At 51.7% G+C, this 13,542-nt stretch carries 14 protein-coding genes and 1 rRNA gene; 14 read left to right on the forward strand and 1 reads right to left on the reverse strand.

Annotated features, from left to right (window positions below; all coding sequences use genetic code 11):
• The first annotated feature begins 18 nt into the window (after window positions 1-18).
• The 12 genes from Q394_RS0113530 to iscX all read left to right on the forward strand — a co-directional run bounded on the left by Q394_RS0113530 (window position 19) and on the right by iscX (window position 9,991).
• Window positions 19-645, forward strand: coding sequence for a YkgJ family cysteine cluster protein (locus tag Q394_RS0113530; protein ID WP_028489740.1), 627 nt, complete (start codon window positions 19-21; stop codon window positions 643-645).
• A gap of 130 nt (window positions 646-775) precedes the next feature.
• Window positions 776-1,219, forward strand: a complete 444-nt coding sequence (locus tag Q394_RS0113535) for a hypothetical protein (protein WP_028489741.1) — start codon at window positions 776-778, stop codon at window positions 1,217-1,219.
• Window positions 1,220-1,333: 114 nt separating this feature from the next.
• On the forward strand, window positions 1,334-3,679 hold the full coding sequence (gene hypF, locus Q394_RS0113540; protein ID WP_028489742.1) for a carbamoyltransferase HypF: 2,346 nt from the start codon (window positions 1,334-1,336) through the stop codon (window positions 3,677-3,679).
• A 41-nt stretch (window positions 3,680-3,720) separates the two neighbouring features.
• Complete coding sequence (gene cysE, locus Q394_RS0113545) at window positions 3,721-4,503, forward strand: serine O-acetyltransferase (RefSeq protein WP_028489743.1); 783 nt, start codon at window positions 3,721-3,723, stop codon at window positions 4,501-4,503.
• Between the two features lie 69 nt (window positions 4,504-4,572).
• Window positions 4,573-5,043 carry an Rrf2 family transcriptional regulator gene (locus Q394_RS0113550; RefSeq protein WP_038141568.1) on the forward strand — a complete coding sequence of 157 codons (471 nt, stop codon included), beginning with the start codon at window positions 4,573-4,575 and terminating at the stop codon, window positions 5,041-5,043.
• A 21-nt stretch (window positions 5,044-5,064) separates the two neighbouring features.
• Window positions 5,065-6,288 (forward strand): IscS subfamily cysteine desulfurase, encoded by a 1,224-nt coding sequence (locus Q394_RS0113555; RefSeq protein ID WP_281169649.1) that lies wholly within the window; start codon window positions 5,065-5,067, stop codon window positions 6,286-6,288.
• Between the two features lie 21 nt (window positions 6,289-6,309).
• Window positions 6,310-6,696 (forward strand): Fe-S cluster assembly scaffold IscU, encoded by a 387-nt coding sequence (gene iscU, locus Q394_RS0113560; protein WP_028489746.1) that lies wholly within the window; start codon window positions 6,310-6,312, stop codon window positions 6,694-6,696.
• A 2-nt stretch (window positions 6,697-6,698) separates the two neighbouring features.
• Window positions 6,699-7,019 (forward strand): iron-sulfur cluster assembly protein IscA, encoded by a 321-nt coding sequence (gene iscA / locus Q394_RS0113565; RefSeq protein ID WP_425426769.1) that lies wholly within the window; start codon window positions 6,699-6,701, stop codon window positions 7,017-7,019.
• Window positions 7,016-7,561 (forward strand): Fe-S protein assembly co-chaperone HscB, encoded by a 546-nt coding sequence (gene hscB / locus Q394_RS0113570; protein ID WP_156946875.1) that lies wholly within the window; start codon window positions 7,016-7,018, stop codon window positions 7,559-7,561. Before iscA ends, hscB begins: the two co-directional genes overlap by 4 nt.
• A gap of 8 nt (window positions 7,562-7,569) precedes the next feature.
• Window positions 7,570-9,432 carry a Fe-S protein assembly chaperone HscA gene (gene hscA, locus Q394_RS0113575; protein ID WP_028489749.1) on the forward strand — a complete coding sequence of 621 codons (1,863 nt, stop codon included), beginning with the start codon at window positions 7,570-7,572 and terminating at the stop codon, window positions 9,430-9,432.
• Between the two features lie 4 nt (window positions 9,433-9,436).
• Entirely contained in the window at window positions 9,437-9,775 is a 339-nt protein-coding gene (fdx, locus tag Q394_RS0113580) for an ISC system 2Fe-2S type ferredoxin (RefSeq protein WP_028489750.1), read from the forward strand.
• Window positions 9,776-9,787: 12 nt separating this feature from the next.
• The gene (gene iscX / locus Q394_RS0113585; RefSeq protein WP_028489751.1) at window positions 9,788-9,991 is read left to right on the forward strand and encodes a Fe-S cluster assembly protein IscX; all 204 of its coding nucleotides are present in this window, start codon (window positions 9,788-9,790) and stop codon (window positions 9,989-9,991) included.
• Between the two features lie 68 nt (window positions 9,992-10,059).
• Here iscX and Q394_RS21585 read toward each other — a convergent pair whose 3' ends face one another.
• Window positions 10,060-11,601 (reverse strand): M23 family metallopeptidase, encoded by a 1,542-nt coding sequence (locus tag Q394_RS21585; protein ID WP_028489752.1) that lies wholly within the window; start codon window positions 11,599-11,601, stop codon window positions 10,060-10,062.
• A 305-nt stretch (window positions 11,602-11,906) separates the two neighbouring features.
• On the opposite strand from Q394_RS21585, the gene tyrS reads away from it, so the two are divergent.
• Both tyrS and Q394_RS0113600 read left to right on the forward strand, forming a co-directional pair.
• Window positions 11,907-13,106: a tyrosine--tRNA ligase gene (gene tyrS / locus Q394_RS0113595; protein WP_028489753.1), complete on the forward strand. Its 1,200-nt coding sequence runs from the start codon at window positions 11,907-11,909 to the stop codon at window positions 13,104-13,106.
• Between the two features lie 359 nt (window positions 13,107-13,465).
• Window positions 13,466-13,542: ribosomal RNA gene (locus Q394_RS0113600) — 16S ribosomal RNA — on the forward strand; the annotation flags it as partial.

Below are 13,542 nucleotides of genomic sequence, written 5' to 3' on the forward strand. Positions count from 1 at the left end.
TGCACCCCGGAGTCTGACATGAAAGCCAAGAAAGCCGCCTACGGCAAACCCCAACGCCTGAAATTTCCTGCCGAACAAGCCGCTAACCCTTGGTTGGCTTACGCCTTCGAGGCTTATTACCATGCTGATGTGGGCGTCGCCAAAGGTATCCAGCAAGAAGAGCATAATGGCAGGAAACTCGCCTGCGCCAAGGGTTGTTCCAATTGTTGCAAGAGCCACACCACCATCCCTATTTTTCCGCTGGAACTGTTGGGCTTGTATTGGTATGTGACCAAAATCATGCCTGCCGACACCCGTACCCGCCTCAAGCCGCAACTTGCTAATCATGTGGCGGGCACGCCTTGCCCGTTTTTGCTGGAGGGGGCGTGTTCGGTTCACCCGATGCGTCCGCTAGCGTGCCGCCATTTCAATGTGTTTGGCAAAACTTGCGCGGAGGGTGAAGATGCTTTTTACACGCGCCGTGAAGATGTGCTGACCCCGCTCAAGTTTCATCAGGATGCCGCTTATGCAGCCATGCTGCCGTTTCATGGAATGGTGACACCTGAGCAGAAACAAGCAGCTATGCAACAATCTTACGTGCAACAACAGGCGCGGGTCTTGCAGGAAATCGACTGGGCGCATCTGGCAGCGCGTATCGACACCTGAAAATGCTGTAACGCTTCCTTGATCTTTGCACAATCCGCGCATAATTGTTGCTTGATTGGCGCATAAAGTTACACCTGTCGAAAGGGGAAACCTTAAACGAAACCTAATAGAAATCAACAGGAGTAATATCATGAAAGCAACATCTATTTTTTCAGGCGCACTGGTTGCCAGCGTACTGTTTGCCTCTTCTGCGGCGATGGCTGCACCACAAGGCAACCATAACCGTATTGATGTGAATATTCCCAAGCTGGACATGCGCATTGATGCGGGTGTAAAAACCGGCAAACTGACTTCGACAGAAGAGCACCAATTGCGTACCGAACTGCGCCAACTGGGTGTTTCCATCAAGGCAGCGATGAAAGACCGTCAAGTCAGCAAGTGGGAACGTAATAGCCTGGAAAATAAAGAAGCAGCGTTGAACAAGCACATCACCAAGCTGACCAACAACAATGTGGTTGTTAAAAAGCAGGATCATGATCACAAAGGTTCAGACAAGCGCGATCAGAATGACCATAAAGCGCAATCCAAGTTCGATAACAACCAGAAAGCACCAAACGTACAATATAAGCATTAATTTTCGGCACAAAATAACAGGGCTAGGGGTCAACCTGCATTAGTGGGTTGGCCTTTTTTGTGTGCAGTGCGGTACTATCCCCTCAGTTTTATAAACGCTTAGGGGAATAATAGAATGGTAGCCTGCCACATTCGCATCACTGGTTTGGTTCAAGGCGTCGGCTTTCGCCCCAATGTTTGGCGCTTGGCGCAGGCGTGCGGTATTGTTGGAACAGTACGTAATGATGGCGCGGGTGTGCTCATTGATGCGTGGGGTAGTGAAGCTGCACTGGATGCTTTCCAGCAACAACTCCAGACAGATATTCCCCCCTTGGCGCGGTTGGATGCTCTGCACATTAGCCCGTTGGCAACGGTTTGCCCGCATCCTGATTTTCGTATTATCGCCAGTGCATCCGGCGAGATTCATACTGGTATTGTGGCGGATGCGGCGATGTGTCCGGCGTGTCGTGCCGATATTTTTGATCCAAAAAACCGCCGTTACCGCTATCCCTTTACCAATTGTACTCACTGTGGTCCACGCTTGAGTATTGTTCAGCGCATCCCCTATGACCGCGCTAATACCAGCATGGCAGATTTCTCGCAATGCCCGGAATGCTTGCACGAATACACTGACCCTGCCGAGCGCCGTTTTCATGCTCAACCCAATGCTTGTGCTAGTTGTGGCCCTCATGTTTGGCTGGAAAATAGTGCAGGGCAGGGCATTAGCCTCGCCATTACGGAGCGTGATTGCCTCGATACTGCCAGCCGTTTGTTACGCGAGGGCAATATTCTGGCGGTAATGGGTTTGGGGGGGGTACATCTAGTGTGTGATGCCAGTAATGAAACAGCCGTGGCGACGTTACGGCAGCGTAAACGCCGTTATCAGAAACCATTAGCACTGATGGCGCGTGATTTGGATGTGATCCAGCGTTATTGCCATGTCAGTGAAGCTGAAGCCATTTTGCTACAAAGCAAATACGCGCCGATTGTATTACTGGAGCGTAGGGTGAGTGGAGTGCAAGCGATACCCAGCGTTGCCTTATCCATCGCCCCTAAGCAACATTCCCTTGGCTTCATGCTCCCCTACACCCCACTCCACGCCCTGCTGCTGGAGTCGTGGGATACGCCCTTAGTCATGACCAGCGCCAACCTCAGCGAAGAGCCGCAATGCATCAGCGTCGCCGAAACCCGTGAGCGGATGCAGCCCATCGCCGATTATTTGCTGTTACATAATCGCCCGATCGTCAACCGCGTCGATGATTCCGTGACCCGTATTCTCGCCGGTAAACCGCGCTTGTTGCGCCGTGCCCGTGGTTATGCGCCGGAAACGCTGGCGTTACCTGCCGATTTCGCCACGGCTACCGCCCTCCTTGCGATGGGCGGCGAACTCAAAAATACCTTTGCGCTGCTACGTGATGGTCAAGCTATTCTTTCCCAGCATTTGGGTGATTTGGAAGAGGCTCGTACTTGGCGTGAGTATGAACACACCTTGCAGCTTTATCGCGATTTGTTTGAACACCAGCCGCAAGCGATCGTGGTGGATAAGCACCCCGGCTACCGTTCCACCCAATGGGGGCAGCAATGGGCAAAGCAGCAAGGTTTACCCCTGATCGAAGTGCAACACCACCATGCCCACGTCGCGGCGTGTCTGGCAGATAACGGCTGGGGGCGTGATGACGGCAAAGTGCTAGGCATCGTGCTCGATGGGCTGGGTTACGGGGATGACGGCACGCTGTGGGGCGGTGAATTCCTGTTGGCAGATTACGCCACTTACCAGCGGGTAGGGCATTTCAAACCGATGGCTATGCCCGGTGGTACGCAAGCCATTCTGCAACCGTGGCGCAATACGTGGGCGCATTTACATGCACTTGGCTGGCCTGAAGTTGTTGAGGAATTTGCCGATCTGGAGCTGATCCAATACCTGCAACAACAACCGCTGGCAACGTTGGAAACCATGCTGGCACGCGGCCTGAATGCGCCATTGAGCAGTTCGTGCGGGCGTTTGTTTGATGCAGTTGCCGCTGCGCTGGATTGCAACCGCGCTAGCATCAGCTACGAAGGGCAAGCGGCGATTGAACTTGAAGCGCTTGCCCCCGCTTGTTTGCTTAACATTGTTCCGGCTTACCCTTTTACCATCGCTAAGAATGCTGCTGACCGTTGGGAAATTGACCCTGCGCCGCTGTGGTATGCCTTGCTCAAGGACTTGCAAACCGGCTATTGCCGCGAAGCCATCGCCGCACAGTTTCACCAAGGTTTAATCCACGTTGTCGTGGATTTGGCACAGCGTGTGTGTGTGGAATACCCGGACATTCAGGCTGTTGCGCTGTCTGGAGGCGTGTTTCAGAACGCCCCATTATTCGTGGGGGTGCAACGGCGCTTGGAAAGTGCTGGTTTGCGGGTATTGACCCACCAACACGTACCGTCCAATGACGGGGGTATTGCCTTGGGTCAGGCCGTGATTGGCGCAACGACACAGATGTAGGCATACTAAGCAGCCCAATTCGCCACAGCCTGAGGAACCGCATGTTCGAGCGTATCCGTGAAGACATTAACTGCATTTTTGACCGCGACCCAGCGGCTCGTAATGTGTTTGAAATTGTTACGACTTACCCCGGCTTGCACGCCATTTTCATTCACCATCTTAGCCATTGGTTGTGGAAAAACGGTTTCAAATGGTTGGCGCGGGTATTGTCGAATGTGGCTCGTTTGTTCACAGGTATTGAAATTCACCCTGGCGCTACCGTCGGGCGGCGTTTTTTCATCGACCACGGCATGGGCGTGGTGATCGGTGAAACCGCTGAAATCGGTGATGATTGCACCCTCTACCACGGCGTTACCTTGGGCGGAACCAGTTGGCAAAAAGGCAAGCGCCACCCGACGTTGGGTAATGATGTGGTGGTTGGTGCGGGTGCAAAAATTCTGGGGCCGATTACGCTCGCAAGAGGGGCGCGGGTTGGTTCTAATGCCGTGGTGGTTAAAGATGTGCCAGAAGGTGCAACGGTCACGGGCATTCCGGGGCGCATTGTTACGCCGCGTAAGCAGCAAGAAAAACGCCGCGAGGAAATTGCCCAGAAGATGGGTTTTGACGCTTATGGGGCAACGCAGGATATGCCTGATCCAGTCTCCAATGCAGTTAACCGAATGCTGGATCACATCCACCTAATGGATGAACGCATGGATAAATTATGCGAAGAAGTTCACCGTTTGGGTGGCCAGTTGGACATTGTGCCATTGCCTGTATTACAAACGGAAGGGTTTGGTGGTATGAGTGGTGGTAATCAGGATTCCGCCAAAAGAGATAAATAAAACCTTAATACTTGACTAGTTTTGTCGGGTATTGGTAGGATGCACTCAGCTTGAATGGAGAGCATCAATATGAAACTGACTACCAAGGGTCGCTATGCGGTGACAGCCATGCTGGATCTGGCCTTGCATAATGGGGATCAGCCAGTGTCGCTGGCGGAGATTTCTGAACGGCAGGATATATCACTTTCCTATCTGGAACAACTGTTTGCCAAGTTGCGCAAAGCCGGTTTGGTGGTGAGTATGCGCGGCCCCGGTGGTGGCTATCAGTTGAACGGTGCACCGGAAGCCATCGTGATTGCTGACATCATCAGTGCTGTTGATGAAAGTGTCGATGCCACCCGTTGCGGTGGTATGGGTGATTGTCAGGACAACAAGCGTTGCCTGACCCACGATTTGTGGATGGACTTGAGTAACCAGATTCGTGTGTTCCTGTCGGAAATTACCCTAGCCGATATGACAGCGCGAATGGAGGTGCAAGAAACCGCCGCCCGCCAAAAAGACAAACGCATCGATTTCCGCTCCCATTCACATTCCCATTAATGCTAGTGCAGGACAAGCCCCATGAGTGAACTGAAAATGCCCATTTACTTCGATTACGCCGCCACTACTCCGGTAGACCCGCGTGTTGCCGAAAAAATGATGCAATACCTAACCCCGACTGGTGTGTTTGGCAACCCGGCTTCCAAAAGCCACGCTTTCGGCTGGGAAGCAGAGGCAGCAGTAGAGGATGCCCGTGGTCATATCGCCGCGCTAATCAACGCTGACGCCAAAGAAATCGTCTGGACTAGCGGTGCAACCGAATCCAATAACCTTGCCATCAAAGGTGCGGCGCACTTCAACGAACGCCGTGGCAAGCACATTATTACCTGTAAGACCGAGCACAAAGCAGTGCTGGACACTTGCCGCCAACTGGAGCGTGAAGGGTTTGAAGTCACTTACCTTGACCCGGAACCCAATGGCCTGATCGACCTCGATAAGCTGAAAGCGGCGATGCGTGAGGACACCACCGTGGTTTCGATCATGCACGTCAACAACGAAACCGGCGTGATTCAGGACATTGCTACCATCGGTGAAATGTGCCGCGCCAACAAAACCATCTTCCACGTTGACGCAGCTCAAAGTGCAGGCAAAGTCCCCATTGACACGGAAGCGCTCAAGGTTGATATGATGAGCTTTTCCGCCCACAAGATTTACGGCCCCAAAGGCATTGGTGCGTTATATGTACGTCGCAAGCCGCGTGTCCGTATCGAAGCACAAACCCACGGCGGTGGCCACGAGCGCGGGATGCGTTCCGGCACTTTGCCTACCCACCAGATTGTCGCGATGGGTGAAGCCTTCCGCCTTGCCAAGCTGGAAATGAATGCTGAAAATGACCGTATCCTGATGTTGCGCAACCGTTTGTACGACGGCTTGAAGGACATTGAAGAAGTTTACGTGAATGGCGATCTGGAGCACCGTGTTGCGGGTATCCTCAATATCAGCTTCAACTACGTCGAAGGTGAAAGCCTGATGATGTCTTTGAAAGATTTGGCGATGTCGTCCGGCTCAGCCTGTACCAGTGCGAGCCTTGAGCCTAGTTACGTACTGCGTGCGCTGGGACGTAGCGATGAATTGGCACACAGTTCCCTGCGCTTGTCGATGGGACGTTTCAGTAAAGTTGAAGAAGTGGATTACGCGATTGGGCGCATCCGCGCCGCAGTTGATAAACTGCGTGAGCTTTCCCCGTTGTGGGAAATGTTTCAGGAAGGCATCGACATTAGCAAAGTTGAATGGGTTTCTCATTAAAATTTCCAAGAGGTATAGATCATGGCATACGGTGAAAAGGTCATTGACCATTATGAAAATCCACGCAACGTCGGTAGCTTTAGCAAAGCTGACCTGAATATCGGCACTGGCATGGTCGGCGCACCTGCGTGCGGCGATGTAATGAAGCTGCAAATCAAAGTGAACGAGCAAGGCATTATTGAAGATGCCAAGTTCAAAACTTACGGTTGCGGTTCGGCGATTGCCTCCAGCAGCTTGTTGACCGAATGGGTCAAAGGCAAGACACTGGAACAAGCCAAGCAAATCAAGAACACGGATATTGCCGCTGAGCTGGATTTGCCCCCGGTGAAAATCCACTGTTCGGTGCTGGCAGAAGATGCGATCCGCACCGCGATTGAAGACTACCAAAAGAAACAGGCAGGCGCGTAATTATGATTACCTTGACTGAATCCGCTGCTACCCGCGTTAGCAAATTCATTGCCAATCGTGGCAAAGGGTTGGGTTTACGCTTGGGTGTCAAAACCAATGGTTGCTCCGGGATGGCTTACGTCATGGAGTTTGTGGATGACCTTCAAGCGGAAGACACGGTATTTGAAAGCCTTGGCGTGAAACTGATTGTTGACCCCAAAGCCTTGGTGTATCTGGACGGCACTGAAGTCGACTACGCCAAGGAAGGTTTGAACGAAGGTTTCAAATTCACCAACCCCAACGAGAAAGCGCGTTGCGGGTGTGGTGAGAGCTTCACGGTTTGACGCTGCTGCCGGAACTGCAACAGGATTATTTCACCCTGTTCGGCTTGCCCCGGCAGTTTGCGGTGGATGGCGCTGCTTTAAGCCAACGTTTCCGTGAACTGCAATCGCAGTATCACCCTGATCGCTTTGCCAGTGGCAGCGATCAGGAACGGCGCTTGGCGGTGCAAATTACCTCATTGCTGAACGAAGCCAACGATACTTTGCGGCAACCACGCTTGCGTGCCCGTTACCTGTTGGTATTGGCGGGTGTGGAAATCAACGACGACCGCGATACCTCTTCCGACCCCGAATTTTTAATGCAGCAGATGGAATTGCGCGAAGCGATCGAAGAAGCGGAAAGCAGCGACGAACCGTTTGAAGTGCTGGATACGCTCAGCACGCAGGTGCGCTTGGCGATACGCGATCTGGAAAGCGAGTTTACAGAAAGCTGGTCGCAGCAGAACTACGTCACTGCTAAAGATACGATGCTCAAAATGCGCTTTTTCGAGCGCCTGCTGGAAGACATTCGCCATCGCGAAGAACGTCTCGAAGAAAGTCTCTAGGATTACTCATGGCATTACTGCAAATTTCCGAACCCGGCATGTCCACAACTGCCCACCAGCACCGGCTGGCGGTAGGCATTGACCTCGGCACGACCAATTCCTTGGTGGCAACCGTGCGCAGTGGGCACGCTGATACTTTGGCGGATACGCAGGGGCGGCATTTACTGCCTTCTGTGGTGCGCTATCAAGTGGGTGTTGCGCCCGTCGTGGGGCATGACGCTAAAGCCGCGATGACTGAAGACCCGTTTAACACCATTGCTTCCGCCAAACGCCTGATGGGGCGCGGGGTGGAGGATATGAAGCAGCTTGGTGGGCATTTGCCCTACCGTTTCGTGACTGGGGATTCAAGTGTGCCACGCATCCAGACGGTGACGGGCGACGTGTCTTCGGTGGAAGTGTCGGCGGAAATCCTGCGCACTCTGAAACGTCAGGCAGAAGTTGCCCTTGGCGGTGATTTGATGGGGGTGGTGATTACGGTTCCGGCGTATTTCGACGATGCGCAACGGCAGGCTACCCGCGATGCGGCGACTTTGGCGGGGTTGAATGTTTATCGCCTGCTGAATGAACCCACGGCGGCGGCGGTTGCTTACGGGCTGGATCAGAATGCCGAAGGCGTGATTGCGGTATATGACCTCGGTGGCGGTACTTTCGATATTTCCATCCTGCGTTTGCACCAAGGTGTGTTTGAAGTATTGGCAACGGGCGGCGATTCCGCGCTGGGTGGCGATGATTTCGACCATGTGGTGGCGGAATGGTTGTTGCAGGCATCCGGTTTGCAGGGTAGCGCTGATCAAAAGGTATTACGTACTGCTTTGGTGGTTGCCCGTGATGCCAAAGAAGCGCTGACAACCGTGGAAACGACACCCGTGACCTTGGGCGCATGGCAGGGGGAGTTGAGCCGCAGTCACCTGAACGAATTAATTGCCCCCTTGGTGAAAAAGACCTTGATGGCGTGCCGCCGTACCTTGCGTGATGCGAATCTGAGCAAGGAAGAGGTTAAGGATGTCGTCATGGTGGGCGGTTCCACCCGTGTCTTGGCGGTGCGTGAACAAGTCAGTGCGTTTTTTGGTAAGCCGCCGCTGGTGAATATTGATCCTGATCGGGTCGTAGCGATTGGCGCAGCGATTCAGGCGGATGTGCTGGCGGGCAACAAGCCCGATTCCGATATGCTGCTGCTGGACGTGATTCCGCTCTCCTTGGGGCTGGAAACCATGGGCGGTTTAGTCGAAAAAGTGATTCCACGCAACACCACTATTCCGGTAGCTCGTGCTCAGGAATTTACCACCTTCAAGGATGGGCAGACGGCGATGTCGATCCATGTCCTGCAAGGTGAGCGTGATACTGTGGAAGCTTGCCGTTCACTGGCGCGTTTCTCGTTGCGCGGCATTCCGCCGATGGTGGCGGGGGCAGCACGTATCCGCGTGACGTTTCAGGTGGATGCCGATGGCTTGCTGAATGTGACCGCACAAGAACAGACCACCGGCATTACGGCGGGCGTGGAAGTGAAACCTTCCTACGGCCTGAGTGATAACGAAATTGAAACCATGCTGCGTGATTCCATGACCCATGCCCGTGAGGATATGGATGCGCGGCGGCTGCGTGAGCAGCAAGTAGAAGCAGATCGTGCGATTGAAGCGCTGGATGCAGCGTTGTTGGTCGATGGCGATGCCTTGCTGGCAACGGAAGAACGTGTTGCGATTCTGGCCGCCCGCGATAAACTGGGGTTGCTGCGCCAGGGAACCGATGCCCGCGCTATCGAAGATGGCACCAAAGCACTGGAAAAAGCGGCCGAAGCCTATGTGGATCGGCGCATGAATGCGAGTATCCGTGCGGCCATGACCGGCCATCGGGTTGATGAATTCAAAGGATAACACCATGCCAAAACTGATTTTTTTACCGCATGAAGACATTTGCCCTGAAGGTGCAGTGCTTGATATTGAGTCGGGAACCAGCATTTGCGATGCGGCTCTGGCGCATGGCATTGCGATTGAACATGCCTGTGAAAAATCCTGCGCGTGTACTACTTGCCACGTTTACATCCGCGAAGGGTTCGACACGCTGGCAGAAGCGACCGATCTGGAAGAGGATTACCTTGATAAAGCGTGGGGTGTCGACCCTGATTCACGCCTGAGCTGTCAGGCCAAGGTAGGGAACGACGATCTAGTCATCGAAATACCCAAATACACCATCAATATGGTGTCGGAAAACCACTAAGGAGGCTGGGTGATGGACGAACTCAAATGGACAGATACGCTGGAAATTGCCATTCAATTGCTGGAAGCACACCCGGATGTTGATCCCAAGTACATCCGCTTCACCGACTTGCACACTTGGGTGCAGGCATTGGATGGTTTTAGCGATAACCCGGAAAAATCCAACGAAAAGATTCTGGAAGCGATCCAGATGGCGTGGATTGAAGAGGCTGAATAAGCTGGAATTCTGAAGATGAAGAACGAGGCCGGGCGGGTAATCTGCCCGGCCTCGTTGCTTTTGGAGGGTTAACCGCCGTTTTGGTTACGCCCTGACTGATCTGCTGAGGCCAGTTTGCGCAAGTCGGCGAGTTCTTGCACCATCGCTGATGCACGGTTTTTGAATGTCTGCATTTCTTCGGCTGACATAATGCCTACTTGAGGCAGTTCAATCGCCATCGGGTTTTGCGGCTCGCCATTGATGCGGAATTCGTAATGTACGTGGTTACCGGTGGATGTGCCAGTGGAGCCAACATAACCAATCACGTCGCCGCGTTTGACTTGACTGCCGGGCTTGAACTCCGTATTGAAAGCTGACATGTGACCGTAGCGGGTCGTAATGTTGTCGCTATGGCGTAATTCAACCAGATTGCCATAGCCGCCTAAGCGCCCCATTTCTTTCACAACACCATCAGCGGTGGCATGTATCGGCGTGCCACGTGGTGCGGCAAAGTCTGTGCCTGCATGGTTTTTGCGCAGGAAAAACACTGGGTGGTTACGCATTCCGAAGCCAGAGCTTAAACGTCCGGCCGTCAGCGGTTTGCGGTCAAAAGCAGCACGTTTCAGCTCAGTATCACCATCGGGTCTGAAGTAGTCTGTTTTACCTTCTCCCAAGGTGAAGCGGATGCGCTGATACGTGGTTTTGCTTGTGGTGTATTCAGCAGCTAGTACCTTGTCGGTATAAATGCTTTCACCTTGGTAGCGGAAATCTTCAAAGATTACGCCGACTTTGTCACCTACTTTGGCGCTTTTGTTGACATCCACATCTTTCTGGAACACTTGGCTGATTTGGCGAATGAGTGATGTGCTTAAGCCAGCATCTTTGCCATCACGGAGGATCGAGTGTTTGATTTTAAAGGAAATTTTGGCATTGCGACTTTCCAGCGCATTGGATTCCCACTTCCCAAGATAGCCATCATCGGTGGCGGAGACAATGTAGGTTTCACTCTTGTTTTTGGCATAAATGAGTTGTTGTAGATTGCCATCGACTACTTGAGTGAATACGCGACCATCCGTTTTTAGTGTATTGAGTGTTTGCTTGATGGCGGAGTCTTTCAGTAACTTTTCTGATGTCTTGGTTAATTCCAATTCGCTGAGAATGCTTGCTAATGTATCGTCTGCGTCAATAGTGTGCATTGACCAGCTGCCTTGGGTAACATCTGGCAGTATATCAAGCGCATATCCAGAAAAAGATTCAACGGCGACTGCGGGTAAGTTCAGCGTTTTGATCACTTGGGCGGGTGAGTTGCCATCAAGCAAGGGATCAGTTAGGTTGATGATTTTACCACTATCCGAAGTATTGATCATAGAATAGACGGGTAAGTTACCTAAGGTGGCGAGGCCACATGCCAACAGCAATGAACGGGTAGCAAGATAACGCAGAGGTTTCTTAGTTGAGGCTTCGGATGTTTCGTTGGGTGGGGTCTTGTCTGGCCTATTTTTGGCTGGTTTGATCCGAACGTTGGTATACGCTGGTTTGAAAAGGCTCTTCACTGGTTTAGAAGATGACTTGGCAAACTCAGCTTTATGGTCCGCAGGAATATATCCACCGGGAAAGTTAAAGCCTTTCATGGCATCATCCCAACTTTTTTGGGATTGCTGCCTTCGAGTAAATGATAACAAGGTTTTCACTCCATACTTGTAATCAAGTTATGCATTTCTGTATAAAAAACAACACAGAAATCCGCTAATACGGCGGAGGTTAGCGAGTATGTACTGAATCATTCCTGAACTCAATAGAGGTTGACTCACCACGTTTATCAGCCAAGAATTACGAGACTCTCTATGTTGGCTTGACTATACATCTGAGAAAACTGATAAACTTACCCGTCTATGTAGATCAAAATTAAAGAATTGTCAATTCTGGAGCATGTTAAATGGATTATGTTGCTGACCTAATGCAAGAGCTGGTACGTGGAAGCGAAGAGGTGCTTGTTGAAGCTGAGTTTGTGGCAAAGCTCAAAAAAGGCCAACCGCTGCGGGTGAAGGCTGGTTTCGACCCCACGGCTCCTGATCTGCATCTTGGTCATACGGTACTCATTAACAAGATGAGACAGTTTCAGGAAGCCGGACACCAGATTTTATTCTTGATCGGTGATTTTACCGGGATGATCGGTGATCCTACGGGTAAATCGAGTACCCGACCACCCTTGACGGTTGAGCAGGTACAACAAAATTCACTGACGTATCAGGAGCAGATTTTCAAGATCCTTGACCCGGATAAAACAGAGATCATGTTCAATTCGGCATGGATGAATCAATTGGGCAGTGCTGGACTCATTCAGTTGGCGGCCAAGCAAACTGTGGCGCGGATGCTGGAACGTGATGATTTCACCAAGCGTTACAAGTCTGGGCAGTCGATTGCGATTCATGAGTTTCTCTATCCTTTAGTGCAGGGTTATGACTCGGTTGCCATGAAAGCCGATGTTGAGTTGGGTGGGACAGACCAAAAGTTCAACCTGTTAATGGGGCGAGACCTACAGCGTCAATATGGTCAGGAACAGCAAATTGTGATGACGATGCCCTTGCTGGAGGGCTTGGATGGCGTTAATAAGATGTCCAAGTCGTTGGGCAACTACATCGGTATTACTGATGCGCCCAATGATATGTTCGGTAAAATCATGTCGATTTCAGACGATCTCATGTGGCGTTACTTTGAACTGCTCAGCTTCCGCCCATTGAGTGAGCTTAAACGTTTTAAGCAAGATGTGGAGCAGGGGGCGAACCCCCGTGACCTAAAATTCCTGCTGGCTGAAGAAATCATTGCACGTTTCCATAGTCAGGCGGCGGCGGTGGGGGCGCGTGAAGACTTTATTGCGCGTTTCCAGAAAGGCGCGATGCCAGATGAGATGGATGAGATTAGCCTGGTAGCAGAAGGTGCGGGGATGCCAATCGCTTCATTATTGAAAGCGGCGGGTCTGGTTGGTAGTACTTCCGATGCCTTACGCATGGTTCAGCAAGGTGGTGTAAAAATTGATGGTGTGAAGGTCGAAGACCGTAGTCTTTTGATTGAGAAAGGGATTTCTGCCGTGTTTCAGGTGGGCAAGCGCAAGTTCGCCAGAATAACGTTGGCGTGATGTAAAAAAACCTGAAAAAAGCAGTTGACGGGCTGAACGTGGCCTGTATAATGCGCCACTCACTCAGGGCAGAAACGCTCTGAAACGAAAGCAGAATCAGTAACTTAGGTCATTATTCAGCTTTCGGAATCAACGAAAAGTTTTTGAAAAAGTGTTTGACACGAACTTCGAAAGCCTTTAAGATCCGCCCCTCGCTGCTTAGAGAGTAGCGCGCAGATTAACAAAAGAAGCCAGAAAACTTGTGTGGGGGCTTGCGATTGTGTTGAAAGGCACAGAAGCAAGCAACCATTGAGTTCACGTTAATATATTTTATACGTAATTTCGATGGATTTGCTCTTCAATTTCAAAAGATGAAGATTGAACTGAAGAGTTTGATCCTGGCTCAGATTGAACGCTGGCGGTATGCTTAAGACATGCAAGTCGAACGGAATCTTCG

It is taken from the genome of Thiothrix lacustris DSM 21227 (genome assembly GCF_000621325.1).
GTDB lineage: Bacteria > Pseudomonadota > Gammaproteobacteria > Thiotrichales > Thiotrichaceae > Thiothrix > Thiothrix lacustris.

What these genes read in the sequence shown, in the direction of transcription:
- hypF (WP_028489742.1), top strand. Translation starts at nt 1,334, where the DNA reads ATGGTAGCCTGCCACATTCGCATCACTGGTTTGGTTCAAGGCGTCGGC.
- Q394_RS0113530 (WP_028489740.1), top strand. Translation starts at nt 19, where the DNA reads ATGAAAGCCAAGAAAGCCGCCTACGGCAAACCCCAACGCCTGAAATTT.
- hscA (WP_028489749.1), top strand. Translation starts at nt 7,570, where the DNA reads ATGGCATTACTGCAAATTTCCGAACCCGGCATGTCCACAACTGCCCAC.
- iscX (WP_028489751.1), top strand. Translation starts at nt 9,788, where the DNA reads ATGGACGAACTCAAATGGACAGATACGCTGGAAATTGCCATTCAATTG.
- iscU (WP_028489746.1), top strand. Translation starts at nt 6,310, where the DNA reads ATGGCATACGGTGAAAAGGTCATTGACCATTATGAAAATCCACGCAAC.
- Q394_RS21585 (WP_028489752.1), bottom strand. Translation starts at nt 11,601, where the DNA reads ATGAAAGGCTTTAACTTTCCCGGTGGATATATTCCTGCGGACCATAAA.
- Q394_RS0113555 (WP_281169649.1), top strand. Translation starts at nt 5,065, where the DNA reads ATGAGTGAACTGAAAATGCCCATTTACTTCGATTACGCCGCCACTACT.
- Q394_RS0113550 (WP_038141568.1), top strand. Translation starts at nt 4,573, where the DNA reads ATGAAACTGACTACCAAGGGTCGCTATGCGGTGACAGCCATGCTGGAT.
- cysE (WP_028489743.1), top strand. Translation starts at nt 3,721, where the DNA reads ATGTTCGAGCGTATCCGTGAAGACATTAACTGCATTTTTGACCGCGAC.
- Q394_RS0113535 (WP_028489741.1), top strand. Translation starts at nt 776, where the DNA reads ATGAAAGCAACATCTATTTTTTCAGGCGCACTGGTTGCCAGCGTACTG.
- fdx (WP_028489750.1), top strand. Translation starts at nt 9,437, where the DNA reads ATGCCAAAACTGATTTTTTTACCGCATGAAGACATTTGCCCTGAAGGT.
- tyrS (WP_028489753.1), top strand. Translation starts at nt 11,907, where the DNA reads ATGGATTATGTTGCTGACCTAATGCAAGAGCTGGTACGTGGAAGCGAA.
- iscA (WP_425426769.1), top strand. Translation starts at nt 6,699, where the DNA reads ATGATTACCTTGACTGAATCCGCTGCTACCCGCGTTAGCAAATTCATT.